This is a genomic window from Prevotella sp. HCN-7019, from assembly GCF_037890215.1.
Classification (GTDB): domain Bacteria; phylum Bacteroidota; class Bacteroidia; order Bacteroidales; family Bacteroidaceae; genus Prevotella.
Window position 1 is genome coordinate 173,895 of sequence record NZ_JBBKBO010000002.1, and the last position, 18,815, is coordinate 192,709.

Genomic DNA, 18,815 nt, shown 5'->3' on the forward strand with positions numbered 1-18,815 from the left:
CGTGTCCGGCATCCGGAGTGATGTGCCCTGTACGCGGAAAATGCCGCGCGGTGCGGACAGAAAAACACATTAATTCAAATATATTAACGTATGCAGCGGCGTTTTATTGTTACAGCTGTGCATAAAATGCAGTTTTAACATATTGCCGTCCGCCGCACACCACAAAGCCAGCACACCCTTCCCGTGTTTATCATCACACCAAATCTCCATGCTTTTAAAGAAAACTCAGCAGGCGGACTTACAGTTTTTCTTGACTTTTTCTTGACAAAATTTTTTCGCAAAAGAGATGTAAAGGAATGTTAAATCACGTATAAAAAAGGCCGGTTCGGGCCGTACCGCCTTATGGTATACCCCGTAGTGGAATGCCGTATGATTCATCTTGTATTCCGATTAAGCCCGTTTTAGGGTCTGGTTATACCTGTTTCAGGGTGTGTTATGGTGCATATCAGGCCCTGAAATGGACCGTATCACGTGCCAATATGGTGCTTATCGCAGGACGAAAGAATTATCTTCAAACATAAGCCACTGACACTCAACAAATTGCATAAGCCTCTTATTTTTCGCGAATTTGCGTCCGAAGGAGCTTCAGCCCGCAAATACTCGCTTATTTTTCGGGGTAGAACTGAAAACTCGGACGGAAAAATCGCAGAATAATGAAAATCTGTAAGTAGCCCATATTACCATCATCTCAACAGAAGAAAACAATGCTGATTCAAGGTTGGAGGCGCATTTTTTATTCAAACCAATTACCACATTATTTCTATTGAGCTGAAGACGACGTAGCGACTCACTTAAGAAAACACAGCAAAAACATATCCGTCCCGACACACGTAATCGTAGTCGGGACGGATATATAATAATGTATGAGGTCCGGCAACGTACGGCTGACCTTTCATCAGACGTAGCGCGATACCTTCAACTGATTGTCAGATAAAGAGATTTACACCTGCATTGTCGGCACGGTCCATGTATGTGGCCACACCGCCTACGGTCACTCCGTCGATGAGTTCCTCACGGCTGATGCCCATCATGTCCATGGTCATCTGGCAGGCTATCAGTTCCACACCGTTGTCCATGGCCTGCTGCATGAGCTCTTCGAGCTGCGATATGTTCTTCTTGCGCATGATGTGGCGCATCAGAAGGTCGCCCATGCCAAACATGCTCAGTTTGGAGAGATGCAGTTTTGTTGAGTCTGACGGCAGCATCCACGCAAACATACGCGAGAAGAAGTCCTTGGCAACACTCGGTTTGTTGCGTTTCTTTATGACGTTCAGGCCCCAGAAGGTGAAGAATATCGTCACCTTGCCACCCGTTGCAGCCGCTCCGTTGGCCAGCACGAATGTGGCAAGCGCGCGGTCGAGATTGTCGCTGAACATGATGAGTGTCTTGTCGCGGCGTGCGCCCTGTGCCGGTGTCTCAGGCGCAGAGCATGCCTCCTGCTTCTGTATCACGACTGTATGATAACCGTTGGCCGACTCTTTCGAAACGAATCTGTTGCCCGTAGAGCGGCACCATGATTCGGCATCGCGTGCGAATCCCGGGTCGGTGGCCTTCACCTCCACCATCTGTCCGGCAGCCATACCGTCCATTGTCTGTTTCAGACGCATTATCGGACCGGGACACTGCAGGCCACATGCGTCGAGCTGAACCATGTTGCCGCAGCTTTCCGGACGGTTTGTGTCACACGTGCACGGCTGTTCTGCCACCGACTCCACCTTCTGTGTGGCAAGCGCATAGGTCTTGTATCCACCCGAGAGATTTCTCACCTGCTTGTAGCCGCGGCCGAGAAGAATCTGCTGCGCCAGATATCCACGCAGTCCGACTGCACAGAACACCACGATGTCGTCTTCCTTTCCGAGCTCTCCGAGACGTCCGCGCAGGTCGTCGAGCGGTATGTTCACCGCTCCGTCTATCGTACCGAGGGCATACTCCTCCGGCGTACGCACGTCCACCAGTCGCACGGCCGATGTATCGGCAGCAGCAAGCTCGCGCCATGTAATAATGGGCATCACCTTGTCCAACGTATTGCATGCCACATAGCCGGCAATGGCAACAGGGTCCTTGGCCGAGGCAAACGGCGGCGCGTAGGCCTGTTCGGTCTTCACGAGATCGCGCACGGTGCCGCCCTGCTTTATGAGCATGGCTATCTCGTCAATGCGTTTGTCCACACCTTCCACGCCCACACACTGCGCTCCGTAGATGCGTCCGGTGTCGGGGGCAAAGGTGAGTTTCAGTGTGATATTGAACGCTCCGGGATAATAACCGGCATGCGACGAAGATGTGGTGACCGATGTCAGATATGGTACACCCATGCGTTTGAGGTGCTTGGCAGCCAGTCCGGTGGCGCCTACCGTTATGTCGAACACCTTGGCAATGGACGTTCCGATGGCGCCCTCATACTCCTCGCGGTTGCCGAACACCATATTGTCGGCTGCTATGCGCGCCTGACGGTTGGCAGGACCGGCCAGATAGTTGAGCCACGGACCACCAGCTATGGGATGTTCGTACTCTATTGCGTCGCCCACGGCGTAAACGTCGGGTGATGATGTCTGCAGATATTTGTTCACCTTTATGCCGCGCGCTCCCAGCTCTATGCCAGCTTCCTTGGCCAGCGAGGTAGAAGGACGCACGCCGATGGACAGCAGCACGAGGTCGGCTGTGAGCGTCTCGCCAGTGTTGAGGAACACTTTGATGCGGCCTTCTTCCTGCGCGAACTTCTCAACACCCTTCCCCAGCAGCAGTCCTACGCCTTTGTCCATGAGATGACGGTGCACGTGTGAGGCAATGGAGAAATCGACAGGAGCCATCACCTGGTCGGCCATCTCGACTATAGACACCGCAGCGCCGGCATGATGAAGGTTTTCTGCCATCTCCAGACCTATGAAACCACCGCCTACAACTACGGCGTGGTTCACACGATGAGTGGTGAGATACTGATGTATGCGGTCGGTATCATCCACGTTGCGCAGGGTGAATATGCCTTCGGTGTCGATGCCCTCGAGTGGCGGACGCACAGGATCGGCGCCCGGCGAGAGCAGCAGACGGTCGTAGGTCTCGGTGTATGTGGTGCCGTCGGCGCGTCTTATGCTCACCTCATGCCTGGCAGTGTCGATGGCCAATGCCTCGTTCTGCGTGCGCACGTCTATGTTGAAACGGCGGGAGAAGGCCTCCGGCGTCTGCACGAACAACTTGTCGCGGCTCTTTATGACACCACCTATATAATAAGGAAGACCACAGTTTGCATACGATATATATTTACCTTTGTCGATGAGAACTATCTCAGCGTTCTCGTCAGCTCGTCTTATGCGTGCCGCCGCGGTGGCTCCGCCGGCGACTCCGCCAATGATTACATGTTTCATAGTTTTGAAAAATTAGCGCCGTAAAGATAATATATTATTCCATAAAAACAATAAACCGCCACACAAATTCTACATCCCGGCAGTTGCCTGTCCGACATGATTTCTGCCCCTTATCGTATTCCGGCTGAGCTTTTATAGTATATGCGACATATATACAAACATGTCTCATAATGCCATACACAGACCTGTAAGAATGCATAAAAATAAACTACACAACACGTCTGATGCCCCGCCGACACATCAAAAGGGCTTTACGGTAATGCGGAAAAAGCTTTTCCGAAGCGCAAGAAAGGCACCGACGAATCGATAAAACAATAAAAACATTGTGTGGCAACGCATTACATTCATTCCTCAAAGCTCACAAATTTGCGGTCACATGCCACTGTCAACGCAAAAAGCGCATTATCACGGGGCTGACGTTGCATAAATATGCAGAGGCGGAACACAGGATGTGTATATTTATGCAACTGCATGGCATCCGGCCTTTGTGCCTTATATACGTGGTCTTACGGACGTGCACAATATATGGCAGAAAAATTGACATGTGATAAAGAAGACATAAACAAACTAAAAAAATATTTTCTCAGATGCGGCTTTTTCAATATTTTTGTAACTTTGCGTGAGATAAATATGCACTGTCCGCGGCATGAAACACAGGCAATGCCAGCAAAGGAAGTGCGGAAACAGGATACAAACACAATTTATAAACACAAGAAAAGATGAAAAAGATCAGAGCAGCCGTAGTGGGATACGGCAACATCGGACACTACACAGTACAGGCACTTGAGGCTTCCTCAGACTTCGAAATAGCAGGAATAGTACGCCGCAACGGCGCAGAAAACAAACCGGCAGAGCTCGCCGCATACGATGTGGTGAAGGACATTACCGAACTGAAAGACGTAGACGTGGCCATTCTTGCCACACCGACACGCAGCTGTGAGGAATACGCAAAGAAAATACTGGCCATGGGTATCAACACTGTGGACAGCTTCGACATACATACTTCCATTCTCGACTACCGCAACGCGCTCATGCCTATATGCAAGGAGCACGGCACAGTGGCTGTTATTGCAGCCGGCTGGGATCCGGGTTCGGACTCTATCGTGCGCACTCTGATGCAGAGCCTCGCACCGAAAGGACTGAGCTACACCAACTTCGGACCGGGTATGTCTATGGGACACAGCGTATGCGTTAGAGGTAAGGAGGGCGTGAAGAACGCTCTGTCTATGACCATTCCGAAGGGCGAAGGACTGCACCGCCGCATGGTGTACGTAGAGCTTGAGGAAGGTGCAAGCCTCGAGGAAGTGACAAAGGTCATAAAGGCAGACCCATACTTCGCAAGCGATGAGACACACGTGTTCGCAGTTCCGTCAGTTGACGACGTGCGCGACATGGGCCACGGCGTGAACCTCGTACGCAAGGGTGTGAGCGGAAAGACACAGAACCAGCGTATGGAATTCAACATGAGCATCAACAATCCGGCACTCACAGGCCAGGTGCTCGTGAACGTTGCACGCGCCTCTATGCGCCAGCAGCCGGGATGCTACACCATGATTGAGATTCCGGTGATAGACATGCTCGAAGGCGACCGCGAAGAACTCATATCACATCTTGTATAATGCCACACAACTAAGATGTGAAAGCCGGCAGGCGGACAGTCATGTTGCTGCCGCCTGCCGGTTCATTTTTTATTGGGGAACCATACTAACAAACAATCCGCAGGCAACATACGCAAACACAATACCATCAGCAGAAGATGAAGAAGACAACAAACACAATAGCTGCCACACTGCTCTGCACGGCAATGGCCCTGACCTTTGCTTCGGCCACACAAAACAAAGGGGCCATAAGCAAGAAGGGCAGCACCACCGTGGTGAACACCACATCCATAGCCAAAAGCGTAAAAGGATACGGCGGAACAACACCGCTGAAAATATACATCAGCAACAACAAGATAACAAAAATAGAGACGCTGGCAAACAACGAGGCGCCGGGCTTTTTCGCAAGAGCGAAAAAACTGCTGTCGGCATACATAGGCAAAGACCCGAAAACCGCAGCAAAGATGAAGGTGGACGCCGTGAGTGGAGCCACATATTCATCGGATGCGCTCATCGGCAATATGAAAAAGGGACTGGAATACTACAATTCAGCCAAATAGACTGCCAGAGGAACGCACTCTGCATCCGCAACCTCTATGGCAGCACGCCGTACATGTAACATAATTGTAACGCCATTGCAACAGATGTGAACAGTCTTATGCATAATTTTGCAGAAAACAAAAAGCCAAAATGGAACATAAAAACAGAATTCTTGTTGTGGACGACGAGCAGGACCTGCTCGAAATTCTGAAATTCAATCTTGAGACTGAAGGATATGAGGTATCTACCGCATGCTCGGCCGAAGAAGCGCTGACGCTCAACGTGTGCAGCTTCGACCTGCTGCTGCTCGACGTGATGATGGGTGGCATGTCGGGCTTCGCAATGGCAAAAAGACTGAAGACCGACCCGGCCACAGCACACATACCAATAATCTTCCTCACAGCTCGTGACACGGAGAACGACACCGTCACGGGATTCAATCTCGGTGCTGACGACTACATATCAAAACCATTCTCCATCCGTGAAGTGCTCGTACGGGTACGTGCCGTGCTCAGACGCACAGCCTCACCTTCCGAACAGCAGGCGCCACAAGTGATACACTATCAGGGCATCGAGATGAATCTTGGCAAGAAAACTGTAAGCATCGACGGAGAGGAGATACCGTTCACAAAGACCGAATTCGAACTGCTGCATCTGCTGCTTGAGGAGCGCGGACGCGTATTCTCACGCCAGGAACTTATCGATCGCATATGGCCTAAGGACGTGCTCGTGCTCGACCGTACCGTCGATGTAAACATAACACGACTGCGCAAAAAGATAGGCAGATTCTCAAAATGTATTGTCACCCGACTCGGATTCGGCTATTATTTCGATGCTTAGACCATTAAACCAGAACATAATGATATCACGGTGTATCAGGAACATTAGCGTTGGCAACAGGATTTACTTCAGCGTGCTGTCCGTATTCCTGCTTTTCGCCATTGCGTTCATCGTATTCCAGCAGGTGCGAGAGAATCAGTATAAGATAGAAACGCTAGACATGAGGCTGCAGGACTACAACGAGCGAATGAACGAATGGATGAACTACACCGACAGTATCAACGAACACACCCTCAACATTTATGTCCGGAGTCATGGGTTCACAGGCCTCAGAGTGACTCTGATAGAGAAAAACGGTAAGGTGGTTTACGACAGCAACCTGAGCAGTTACACCAACGTAATAAACCATTCCGACCGCCCAGAGGTGATAGACGCATTGAGAAGAGGACACGGTTCCACAATAGACAGAAGCAGCAAGACCGTGGAGGGCAACTTCTTCTACTCTGCCACATACTTTAAGGACAAGGGAATCATCATACGCAGCGCCCTGCCCTATGACGACAATCTGTCTAAATCGCTGCAGGCCGACCAGCATTACATCTGGTTTGCAATTACGGCCATGGTTCTGCTCACGCTCATTCTCTATCATTTCATAAGCAGACTGGGTGCCAACATCACCAAACTGAAAATATTCGCAAGCCGTGCCGACAACAACGAATCGCTCGACACGGAGGATCTGGCAGACTTCCCGGACGATGAATTGGGCGAGATTGCCGAACGTATAATAAAGATATACAAACGTCTGCAGAGCACACGCGAGGAACAGAACATTCTGAAACGCCAGCTCACACAGAACATAGCACACGAACTGAAGACACCAGTGGCAAGCATACAGGGCTATCTGGAGACAATACTCAGCAATCCTGACATGGACGTCAAGGTGAAACAGCAGTTCATGGAGCGTAGCTACGCGCAGAGCAGAAGGCTCACATCGCTGCTGCACGACATCTCGACACTCAACAGAATGGACGATGCACAGGAGCTGATAGACTTCTCCGAAGTGAACGTGTCGAACATCATAGCCGACATAGAAAGGGATACTTCAATGCAGCTTTCGGAAAAAGGCATGACATTCGTGAACAACGTGAAGCCGGACATCATAATAGAAGGCAACTACAGTTTGGTTTACAGCATCTTCAGAAACCTTACCGACAACGCAATAGCCTACGCCGGAGAACACACTACGATAACAGTGAACGCCGAAGAAAAGGATGACTGTTGGGCTTTCTCGTTCAGCGACAATGGTGTTGGAGTGCCGGTCGAGCATCTGCCACGGCTCTTCGAACGCTTCTACCGCGTAGACAAAGGACGCAGTCGAAAAATGGGTGGCACAGGACTGGGACTCGCCATTGTAAAGAACGCCATACTGATGCATGGCGGAACAGTCAGAGCACACAACCTGCTGAGCGGAGGGCTTTGCTTCGAATTTTCACTAAGGAAACACAGATAGATCTCTTCCATAAAACACCAGAAACCACTTAGGCAAACCGAAAGCACCGTTCCGCGACATTACGGATTGATTATAAAAAGATGCGGGGCAGAACATCATTTAAAGATGTCCTGCCCCGCATTTCCTGTTCATAAGTCTTACATCATCTTCCCGATGTGTGGGTGACGAGCTGTATATTGTCCGCACCGACACGTGTGGCAAGCCATTTCTTCATCTTCTCGTGCTCGGCAGTGCTCAACCTCGCACCTGCACCAAGACCGACTATGGCAACCGGACGACGCACAGCGGATGTGGAGTCAGCCAGAACTGTGGCCGAAAGCGACAGACTTACGTCGCGCACACCGGGGAACAACGTCTTCAACTCGGCGGCAACGGCCGGAGCGAGGTCGTCATAACGCGTATATTCGTTCAGTCGGTTCTGCAAAGCGGAAGCCTTGAGAGCCTCTTCGCGCAACATGGCAGCATAATTGTTGCTCGTTGTACGCACGCTGGAAAGGCGGTTATTGAGCAACATCACGGAATCAGACTGCGAACCCTGTATCACCTGAAGCGTGTAATGGGCCATCTTGTAGTCTGACATACTGTTCTCCGCACGCTTTATCATGCTGTCCGAAATCTCACGTCCCACAGCCACAACACGCAGGGTGAGACTGTCTTTATTTACATCGTATGATATGATACGCGTACCGTTGCTTTCCAAGCGATCCTTCACGAAACGGCTGACGTTGGTTTTGAATATGCTCGAACGCACAATGCCATAGGTCATGAATGCCGCCGGCACCATCGTGACAACAACTGCTATTATGATATAACGTTTCACCCGGGCATAATGTCCCTGGTCAAGGAACTGCTTTTCCTTGAACTTCATCATCCTCACACCCAGATAAGTGGCAAGGCTGATGAACACCGTGTTGATGAAAAACAGATAGAACGCACCGAAGAAATAGTAGATATTGCCTGTCGCTATGCCGAATCCGGCAGTACAAAGCGGCGGCATGAGTGCCGTGGCAATGGCTACTCCGGGGAATACGTTGCCCTTGCCCTTACAGCTGAGGGCCACAATTCCGGCCGCACCTCCACATAGAGCGATGAACACATCGTAGAGCGTCGGCGACGTACGGGCAAGAAGTTCCGACTGCGCTTCGTTGAGAGGAGTCAGCAAAAAGTATATTGTCGCTGTGACAACACTTATGAGTGTGGCGATAAGATAGTTCTTAACCGACCGTTTCAACAGTTCGAAGTCGTTGATGCCCACGGCCAATCCCATGCCGATGATAGGTCCCATGAGCGGTGATATAAGCATCGCGCCGATGATGACAGCCGTAGAATTGACATTCAGACCAAGCGAAGCGATGAATATCGCGAACACAAGTATCCAAAGATTTGAACCATGAAACGACACACCGTTGCGGATAGCGGCAATAGTGTCTTCCTCTTTCTCTCTGTCGGTGGATACGTTGAAATACTTCTTCAACGAACCGGTCAGGCGCAGGACTGTGCCTTTGAAGCCGTCACCGACAATCTTCTGATCTTTTTCTTCCATATTGTTTGTTTTTTATGTGTTTCCTCTTTAATATCAGGAATATCAAGGACAGAAACCGATATTTATGATTTAACGTACAACAAGTTCAAATATGACGAAGGCCAAGAACGACAACAAACAGAAAAAACGGAGTTTTTAGTGATTGAATATTGTCGAGCCAAGCCCTATACTCTACAAAAATAGTAATTTTATTAATTCGCCGCAACAATTTCGCGACATTGTTTTCATCATGATGCACTATGCCGCCGGCATGGCGGAACAGGCTTTTCCATGTCACGCCTGACACTCCGCCGACAGTGTGGACAAACCTTGTCATGATGTAATCTGCACCGTACGTCCACACGGATTTTGTCTTCTTGCAAATTTGTATTATCTTTGCCATAAGCATGCCATTACATTTCTTAAGAACAGAACGAAAACAAATACAACACGGCAATGCCCATATAACAAACAAGGAAATTATGAAAATAGAACAGGCTAAGAAGGAACATGCACACGACATAGCACTGCTCATCATGCAGGCAATGTCGGATGAATGCTGCATGAACCTTGTCGGACCGGGCAAGACGCTGGCCGACTTCGAACAGGTAATGACAGATCTTGCAGCATCAGAATGCTCACAGTACAGTTATCTCAATACGCTCGTCGCACTGAACGATGACAATCGCGTGGCAGGAGCCGTAGTGGCATACCGCGGCGAGGACCTCCACACTCTGCGCAAGGCATTCCTGCACGCAGCAAAAGAGCAATTGGCACGCGACCTCGACAACATTCCCGACGAGACGGAAGCCGGCGAATACTACATAGACAGCATTGCCGTATATCCTGAATTTAGGCGTATGGGCATTGCATCATCACTGCTACGCGCAGCCATAAAGCGTGCCCACGAAAACGGGCTGCCTGCCGGCCTGCTCGTAGACAAGCTGAATCCCAATGCCGAACGATTGTACACGGCACTGGGATTCAGATATGTAAACGATAAAATGTGGGGCGGGCATGAGATGAAACACATGCGCTGCTACTGCCCCGAATAAGTATTGAAGTTGACCGAAGCCGGCCTTCCGCCGGCAACGGTTTCCGCACTGACATTCATATAAGTGGTGTTCCTGCTGTTGAAACACTCTATCACCGCCTCGCCGTTCTCGTCTGTGACAACCTCCGGGTTCCAGTACAGAGTGCGGCGACGGTCGTCTATTCCTTCATTAAACATCGTTTCACTGTATTGCGGGGAATAGAACTCGGCCGGAATGCTGTATCCCTGTATCTCGGTCTTTCTTATACCATGAGTCGGTTTGTAGCTCTTGCCGGCATTCCAACGCTCCTGCATCTGGAAGGCACACCTTACAAAGATCTGCCGTAAACCGGTCTGACTGACGGTGTCCATCTTGAACTGACCTGTATAAATGTCGCGAAGCTCGTCCACATCCACCCTGAAGTCCTTGTCGTTGAACTTATATGACATCATGCCCGTATGGTCCATATAGAGCATGGCTGTCTCTATCATGTCGATGCAACCCACAAGATGCACCTGATCAATGTCCTTTCCGTTGGCACTATACTTCATCTCGTTCACTCCATAAAGCGTTCCCTCGCGGTTTATTCTGTCGTTGAGAGTATGCATCAGATAACCAATGTCGTCGACAACAAGTTTTCCGTTGTCGCGTAGTCTGTCCACATACTGTCTTATATTGTAGAATCCCAGGATGTCGCGCTCAAATGTCTCAGTGTCCTGCAAGAGCCGTTTGTTCTTGTATTTTCCCTTTACAACAACCTCACCGAGCTTCAGTATCTTCTCATCTCCCACGAGCGAGTCCTCGAAAACGCTGATGTCAGCATCCAGTCTGGTCGTATCGACAGGAGTACTCCACATCGGATTGAGCTCAGAATAGTCGAGCTGACGGAGCGGGGGCTCAAAGTTGCGGAACAGACTCACGAGAGCGTTGCGGTTGTATTTCTTTCCGTCGCGCTTGGTCTGTATGAGTGCCTCCATCTTTCCGTAGAAATCATCAAGTGGAATGGTGAAATTGCCGAGCGAGTCGGCACGTGTAGAGCCCATGATGGCCACCGAGTCATTATGCGCCATGACCGTTATGCCGATGTTGGCCTGGGCCTTTCCGTACCAAGAGTCGATGTGTCCGTAAAGGTTGAGATTGGGTTCCGGCAGATATTTCGGTTCCACCTGCTTCAGGCCGAAACTCTCCTGCACATCATAACGGCGCCATCCGCGTATGAGCAGAAGGTTGTCGAGCATCTTGCGGCGTGCCACCGACCTGTCGACAAAATAGAATCCCGGCTGCCGTATATAGCCTTTCAGCTCGGAAGTGAGCAGAAGATCTGTGAAGATATTGTTGTCATACTGTATGTAGTCCATGTCTAATCCGTCCCTCACAGCAACAGATATGCGTGCGTTGCTCACAGGAGCGTTGGACGCATCGGTGAGTTTCAAGCGGCACACGGCCTTCTTGAACGGTGCGTAAAGGTCGTTGTCGGCCGATGCGCTCAGGCTGAGTGTATCCTTGGGATAGACATAACAGAAACGATCGAGCAGCGAAGCGCCCGACGAGTTGACAAGCGACAGACGCACCACTCCTCCTGGAAGGTCGGAAGTGAGAATCCTTATACGCTTGCTGGAGGCCTCGCCGAAATCGACAGGCACATAGGTGCACGGCGTAAGACCGGAGAAAAGGAACAGCGCCACATCGCCCCCGGCCATTCCGGCAGAACGCGACACCGTGACGTCGAGCGACTCCTCGCGCACGTTCACCATGATGCCGTAGCCCGCAGGCTGTGCATCCGGCAGCTTGAACTTGCGTGTCTTGCCGTTGTATATCAGCTCCACCGAAGCAGGTTTCTCGCCCGGAGTGTAGGTGAAGCTGCCCATTCCGTCGTGTATTGTGGCAATGGGCAGAATCTTCTCGCCGCTCTCCGACAACAGATATCCGCTCACATTCACCCATCCGCTGTCCTCGCTCAGCGTCTCAAATCCAACCACTGCAGGCATGCCCTGCACCAGCTGTCCGCCTTCGGGGAAGAATCTCACGTTGAGTTCCTTCAGATTTTCCTTCGGCCTTTGCTTCATGCTCTTGTCCATATTGTAGGTAGCGATGCTACGGCTCTGTTCGTCGTTGTTTATGCGCTTGCGGTAGATGGGAAGCGTGCGCGAGAAATATTGCGGGTCGTCACCGAAGGCGAGCATCCACTTTGTGTATGCCCTCACTTCGTAATATCCTGTGAAGAAAGTGTTTGCCAGCGATATCTGTCCGTGCCCCTCGCCGTTTTCGAGTTTCACAATCTGGCGGTCCATCACATTGCCGAGCTGGTCGACAAACTCCACATACAGCGGTTTGCTTATCTTGCTCGGCATGTTGTCGGCAGCAGTGAGCACGTAGGCCTTAAACCAAATGGTGTCTCCCTGATAGTAACTCGTGTTGTCGAAGTGCAGATATACTTTCTCTCTCGGAAACGCCTGGGCATACGACTGCGCCTGGGCGAAATAGGTGTCGAAGACCGAAGGCGTCTGTGCGAAGGCCGCAAGCCGGCACGCCACGATCAGGACAAACATCAGCAAACATTTTCTCATAAGCTATACTAAACTTTTATTTCAACTTTTCAAATAATCTGTACAAGCCAGTAGGCCACCATTCCGGCCAGATATCCCACAAGGGCAACCCAAGAAACGTGCTTCAGATACCAGCCGAAGGTTATCTTCTCCAGTCCCATAACAACTACACCGGCCGCCGAACCGATGATGAGCATGGAGCCGCCCACACCGGCACAGTAGGCCAGCAGCAGCCAGAACAGTCCGTCGACAGCCATGTCGCCGGTCGGAGCGATGGGATACATACCCATACATCCTGCCACGAGCGGCACATTGTCGACAATGCTCGAGATGACACCGATGGCTCCGGTGACAAGATAGTGGTTGCCGCCCGATACGTCGTTGAGCGTAGCTCCGAGCGCCGTGAGCACGCCTATCTCCGACAGACATGAAACGGCCATGAGTATTCCGAGGAAGAAAAGGATGGTGGACATGTCAATGCGTGACAGCAACTGGCTGACGCGGCGGGCCATAGTGTCGTCCTCAGAGGTTGAACGGTAGAAGAACTCGGTGACGGTCCAGAGCAGACCGAGCACAAGCAGAATGCCCATGAACGGCGGCAGATCGGTCATATAGCGGAAAATCGGCACAAAGATGAGTCCGCCCACACCAAGGAAGAACACCGTGTGGCGCTGGCGGCGGGTGAATGTGCTCACGTTGTCCTTAGGCAGATTCTGCGCGCAGTCGAGCTTACCCTTCAGTCCGAACTGCAGTATGAGCACAGGCACAACCATCGACACAAGCGACGGCAGGAACAGTTCGCCCAGCACACCGCCGGTGCTTATCATACCCTTGATCCAAAGCATGATGGTAGTAACGTCGCCGATGGGCGAGAAAGCGCCTCCCGAGTTGGCCGCAATTATCACAATCGATGCGAAGATCATGCGCTCCTTGTTGTCGCGTATGAGCTTGCGCAGCACCATTATCATCACTATGGACGTTGTGAGGTTATCGAGAATGGCCGACAGGAAGAACGTCATGAAGGCTATACGCCACAGCAGTTTGCGCTTGCTGCGGGTCTTCATGATGTCGCGCACGAAGTTGAAACCGCCGTAAGTATCGACAATCTCGACAATGGTCATGGCTCCCATAAGGAAGAAAAGAGTCTCAGCCGTGTCGCCGAGGTGCATCTTCAACGACTCACCCACCTGCACAGCCAGCGACTGCACGCCTGTTGCGGCATCGCCTACTGCGGCGGAAACATACTGGCCGGGGTCTATCATATAGACCGTCCAGCACAAAACACACATGAGCAGCGCCACGGCTGCCTTGTTCACCTTGGTGAAACTCTCGGCCGCTATGCACACATAGCCGGCCACGAAAATAAGGACTATCGTCAACGTTAATGTTGTCATTGTCTGTAAAAAATAATTGACTGTTTATGTTTTTTGTTTCAAATACACTCTGCCATTGCCGTTATCAAGGCATGCACGACACCGCAACGCCACCGTCGAAAGGCATGCGCCACCGGCCGCTGTGTCTGAATAGTACGGTCTAAGATGTGAACAAAGATAATAAATAAAATGGAAAACAACCATGGCCTCATGTTTTAACATTAAAATAATGCGGCAAAAACCGGATCAGTAGTTGTCGAGTATGCGTTTCTGACGCTCGCGTTCCTTTTTCGACACGCGACGCTTGCTGCGGTCGAACAGGCTGAAGAAGTCGAAACTGAATCCTGTCTTGGGCTTGATGGGTATGGCCTTGGCCTCCGAATCCATGCTCCGTTTGAGCGCCCCCATACCGTCGTTGGGCGCTATAATCTCCACACCCTTGAGCGTGTTGATGTTGGGAATGAGGAATATGGTGTCGCGCTGCATCTCCTCGGCCGTCATGTTGCGCTTTATGTAGCCCTTGCACAATATGGTGGCTCCGCGGAACTTGCCGCTAAGAACGAACTGTCCGCGATAGTCGGTGGTGACGCGCTCTCCGCCGTCGGTCATTATCACGGCGTCGCGCAGAGGCTTGCGCGACGACATGTCGGCCACCAACCCGCCCGACTGCGCCATCGAACGCGACGCAGTCATAACCAATATGATTATAAACAGGATTACAGGCATTTTCGTAAACATTGTTCAGATCAGGCCGGTGTGCGTGCCGTCCGACTACATACGTCCGACTACGATACATCATACAGTCCGGCCCCACTCTCATAGTCTTCCGGTTTTCAATCTCAAATGTACGAATATAAGCCCATAGGTCCATGCCCGCCGTTCTTATTTTTTGTTTTTTTCAGCATCTATCATAATTGTTTGCACTGCCCCATAAGGATTGTCCGTACAAAGGCCTGTGCAGCAGCAACGACACAAAGGAGAGTATGGCTTGGCATGACGTCTGAATATATAAAAAAACAGAAAACAGAGACGGATAAGTTAAATATTCATCTTGAAAACAGCGCGAAATTCTCGTAATATCCGGCAGACAACATTTTTGTGCGGAATATCGCGAAATCCCTATATTTACATAAACCTCTGACGCACAGCGTTTTGAACACCGTTGAGTTTCGATATATTCTCTGTGTGCCTGCAAAAGAGCCTCTTTCGACCTCTGATATGGGCCATATTGAGCGGTCATATAGCCCATATCACGCCCTAAAACAGTTGATTTCAGGGTGCAATAAAGGCCGTTTCGCAAGACCGTCGGCATGTGTCCGGTCTGCGCTTCATGCGGAACAGGCTTTTAGGGAAGCATTTTCGGGGCGACATTTCTCTGGAATGTAAAAAATGAAATGTTAAATGGCGTGTGCCGTATGCAAACAGATGTTAAAGAAAATTTGCAAAAACCTGCGCGGCCCAGGTGGTATGACATAAGGCACATCAAGCCTCATCCTTGTACCACGGCAATCATGTGTTTCCGCCATCATGCCGACAACGCATCCGCACATTTACGATGACCTCCGCAGGCGGCCTTAGTTCCACATTATTATATATTGGGAGTCATGTTTTCGAAGAAACACCAACGAAATATCATTGTAAAACATTTATAACCGTCGGGCAACGCAGGCGCAACATCACACCTTTAATTTTGCACCCGGACAATAAGGTATAATGTATTTCAAAATGATTAAAGTGAAAAGATTTGTTGCCATCACGGCATTGCTGCTCATCTCGACTATCGCAGCCTACGCAGAAGGAATAACAGGTGTTGTGCTCGACAAGAGCGACCGTCAGCCGCTCATCGGAGCGACGATACAGGTGGCCGGAACCGACATAAAGGTCATAACCGATATCGACGGAAAGTTCAAGATAAACGGACTGAAGGCAGGAAAGTACAGCATCACCGTAAACTACATATCATACAAGACCAAAACCCTCAACAACATAGAGGCACTGAAAGACGCTGAGGAAAACACCATCACCATAGAAATGGAAACAGACCAGCAGACACTCGGCGAAGTTTCGGTGGTGGGAATAATGAAACAGAACACCGACGTGGCGATGCTTCAGGTGGCACGCAACAGCCAGATGGTGGTGAGCAACGTGTCAGCCCAGGAGATAAAACGCACACAGGACTCCAACGCCGGAGAGGTGGTGAGACGCGTGCCGGGCGTGAGCATCATAGAGGACAAGTTCGTAATGGTTCGCGGACTGTCGCAGAGATATAATAATGTATGGATAAACGGCGGTGCCGTACCGAGCAGCGAGGCCGACTCGAGGGCTTTCTCCTTCGACATCATACCGAGCTCTCAGATTGACAACATGCAGATAGTGAAGACTCCGTCGCCCGAATATCCGGCCGACTACAGCGGAGGATTCATCACCATCAACACAAAGGACATACCGTCGGAGAACACAGCCGACATAATGATAGGAGGCAACTGGAACGACGCTACGGCCTTCTCCAACTTCAAGTATGCCAAAGGCTCCGGCACCGACTTCCTCGGATTCGACAGCGGCATGCGCAGCCTGTCGTGCGGCATGGACGGAACTCTGAAGAGCATAGCCGGCAACGGCGTCGACCTCATGGGCAACGGATTCAACAACGACTGGCGCATCAGAAACATGAATCCTGCCGGCGACCTTAAGTTCTCGGCCTCGATAGGACGCCGATGGAAGATAGGCGACCGCCAGGTGGGAATGATTGCCGCACTCAACTACACCAACGAGTATCGCAAGTATGAGGACATGGACAACAACCTCTTCGGTGTATACGACGCAGTGAAGGACAAGTCGAACTATCTGCGCTATTCGGTGGACGACCAGTACAACCACAACGTGCGCCTCGGAGCAATGGCAAACTTCACCCTTCTCTCGGCCGACGGCAACAGCAAATATCAGTTCAAGAACATCTTCAACCAGCTGGGCAACGACCGTTACACATGGCGTGAGGGCGTGAGCGCGCAGTCTGACACGGAACACTCGGCCGAGTATTACTACCGCAGCCGCACAACATACAACGGACAGATAACCGGAAAGCATACCTTCGCAGCCGACAATCTGGACTGGAGCGCAAGCTATTCATACGCCAACCGCAACATACCTGACCGCCGCCGCTATCTCATCAACGACGCACTGGAGAAAGGCGAGCTGCAGCTCTCAACTCCAAACGACATCTCACGCGAGTGGACCAAGCTGGACGAACACATAGTTTCGGCCGCCGTGAACGACAAACACGACTTCAAGTTCAACGACTGGAATCCTTATCTGAAGTTCGGAGCCTACGGCGAGTACCGCACACGCAAATACACAACGCGCGACCTCATCTACAACTGGAATGCTGCCGACAACACCCTGCCCGACGGTTTCCGCAAGATGGACATCCCTACTCTGCTCTCAAATCAGGAATACTTCGGAGCCGACCGCCTCTATCTGCTCGAGGAACCGCACATGCGCAACAACTACAAAGGTAACAACTATCTGGGTGCTGGCTACATTGCAGCAATGCTCCCGTTCGGAAGACTCAACGTGTATGCAGGTCTGCGCTACGAGTATGACCACATGGAACTCATATCAAACACACGCGACTACGAGGAGAGTCCGTTCAGTCACAACTACGAATACAACGACATCTTCCCCTCGATAAACACAACCTATAAGTTCAACGACGAGCACCAGCTGCGCCTATCATACGGCAAGACAGTCAACCGCCCCGAATTCCGCGAGATGTCACCGTCGGTATTCTACGACTTCGACCTTGCATCGAGCGTACAGGGAAACACCGACCTGAAACCTTGCTACATACAGAACGTGGATCTGCGCTACGAGTTCTATCCTTCGAAAGGTGAGGTTATATCTATCGCAGCATTCTACAAATACTTCGATTCACCGATAGAATGGACATACATCGTGACAGGAGGAACCAACCTTCTCTACTCTTACAAGAACGCACAGTGCGCCAACACCTACGGTATCGAACTCGACATACGCAAGAATCTGGCCTTCCTCGGCCTGAAAGACTTCAGCTGGTCGTTCAACGGAGCGCTCATAAAGAGTAAGGTTAAGTTTGAGAAGGGTGCCAAGGAAGAGGATCGCCCGATGCAGGGACAGTCACCTTATCTGATCAACACCGGCCTGTTCTACAACAATGAGAAGATACAGCTCGACGTGGCAGTGCTCTACAACCGCATCGGAAAACGCATCATCGGTGTGGGACGCAGCGAAGGCACCACAAGCGGAAACGAATCACTGCGCGTGCCGGACAGCTATGAGATGCCGCGCGACGTGATAGATCTCTCCGCATCAAAGCGCTTCGGAAAGCACTGGGAGGTGAAACTCAACATACGCGACCTGCTCGCACAGAAGGTTTACTACAAGCAGTTTGCCGATGTTCACTATGCCGACGGAAGCCGCAAGGAGGTTGAACAGGTGACACGCGCCTTCAAGCCGGGACGCAACTTCGGCCTTACAGCCACCTACAAATTCTGAAAACAGAACATAAGGAATTATCA

At 51.0% G+C, this 18,815-nt stretch carries 12 protein-coding genes; 6 read left to right on the forward strand and 6 right to left on the reverse strand.

Annotated features, from left to right (window positions below):
• Positions 1–926: 926 nt before the first annotated feature.
• Positions 927–3,359 (reverse strand): FAD-dependent oxidoreductase, encoded by a 2,433-nt coding sequence (locus tag WKT13_RS03795; RefSeq protein WP_340322902.1) that lies wholly within the window; start codon positions 3,357–3,359, stop codon positions 927–929.
• 719 nt (positions 3,360–4,078) lie between these two features.
• On the opposite strand from WKT13_RS03795, the gene WKT13_RS03800 reads away from it, so the two are divergent.
• The 4 genes from WKT13_RS03800 (at position 4,079) to WKT13_RS03815 (ending at position 7,787) form a co-directional block, all read left to right on the forward strand.
• Positions 4,079–4,978, forward strand: coding sequence for a diaminopimelate dehydrogenase (locus tag WKT13_RS03800; protein WP_340322903.1), 900 nt, complete (start codon positions 4,079–4,081; stop codon positions 4,976–4,978).
• A gap of 137 nt (positions 4,979–5,115) precedes the next feature.
• Positions 5,116–5,517 carry an FMN-binding protein gene (locus WKT13_RS03805; RefSeq protein ID WP_340322904.1) on the forward strand — a complete coding sequence of 134 codons (402 nt, stop codon included), beginning with the start codon at positions 5,116–5,118 and terminating at the stop codon, positions 5,515–5,517.
• Positions 5,518–5,647: 130 nt separating this feature from the next.
• The gene (locus tag WKT13_RS03810; protein WP_298618689.1) at positions 5,648–6,337 is read left to right on the forward strand and encodes a response regulator transcription factor; all 690 of its coding nucleotides are present in this window, start codon (positions 5,648–5,650) and stop codon (positions 6,335–6,337) included.
• A 19-nt stretch (positions 6,338–6,356) separates the two neighbouring features.
• Entirely contained in the window at positions 6,357–7,787 is a 1,431-nt protein-coding gene (locus WKT13_RS03815; RefSeq protein ID WP_298618691.1) for a sensor histidine kinase, read from the forward strand.
• 142 nt (positions 7,788–7,929) lie between these two features.
• Here WKT13_RS03815 and WKT13_RS03820 read toward each other — a convergent pair whose 3' ends face one another.
• Complete coding sequence (locus tag WKT13_RS03820; RefSeq protein WP_340322905.1) at positions 7,930–9,330, reverse strand: TIGR00341 family protein; 1,401 nt, start codon at positions 9,328–9,330, stop codon at positions 7,930–7,932.
• A gap of 85 nt (positions 9,331–9,415) precedes the next feature.
• Positions 9,416–9,712 (reverse strand): hypothetical protein, encoded by a 297-nt coding sequence (locus WKT13_RS03825; protein WP_340322906.1) that lies wholly within the window; start codon positions 9,710–9,712, stop codon positions 9,416–9,418.
• A gap of 79 nt (positions 9,713–9,791) precedes the next feature.
• Between WKT13_RS03825 and WKT13_RS03830 the strand changes: the two genes are divergently transcribed.
• Positions 9,792–10,364 carry a GNAT family N-acetyltransferase gene (locus WKT13_RS03830; protein ID WP_298618697.1) on the forward strand — a complete coding sequence of 191 codons (573 nt, stop codon included), beginning with the start codon at positions 9,792–9,794 and terminating at the stop codon, positions 10,362–10,364.
• Here WKT13_RS03830 and WKT13_RS03835 read toward each other — a convergent pair.
• The 3 genes from WKT13_RS03835 to WKT13_RS03845 all read right to left on the reverse strand — a co-directional run bounded on the left by WKT13_RS03835 (position 10,349) and on the right by WKT13_RS03845 (position 14,955).
• Positions 10,349–12,910, reverse strand: a complete 2,562-nt coding sequence (locus tag WKT13_RS03835; RefSeq protein ID WP_340322907.1) for a hypothetical protein — start codon at positions 12,908–12,910, stop codon at positions 10,349–10,351. The genes WKT13_RS03830 and WKT13_RS03835 overlap by 16 nt on opposite strands.
• 29 nt (positions 12,911–12,939) lie before the next feature.
• Complete coding sequence (gene nhaD / locus WKT13_RS03840; RefSeq protein WP_340322908.1) at positions 12,940–14,283, reverse strand: sodium:proton antiporter NhaD; 1,344 nt, start codon at positions 14,281–14,283, stop codon at positions 12,940–12,942.
• Between the two features lie 225 nt (positions 14,284–14,508).
• A complete protein-coding gene (locus WKT13_RS03845; protein ID WP_340322909.1) occupies positions 14,509–14,955 on the reverse strand; it encodes a hypothetical protein in 447 nt (148 codons plus the stop codon).
• A 1,032-nt stretch (positions 14,956–15,987) separates the two neighbouring features.
• Here WKT13_RS03845 and WKT13_RS03850 point away from each other — a divergent pair.
• On the forward strand, positions 15,988–18,792 hold the full coding sequence (locus WKT13_RS03850; RefSeq protein ID WP_340322910.1) for a TonB-dependent receptor: 2,805 nt from the start codon (positions 15,988–15,990) through the stop codon (positions 18,790–18,792).
• Positions 18,793–18,815: the final 23 nt, after the last annotated feature.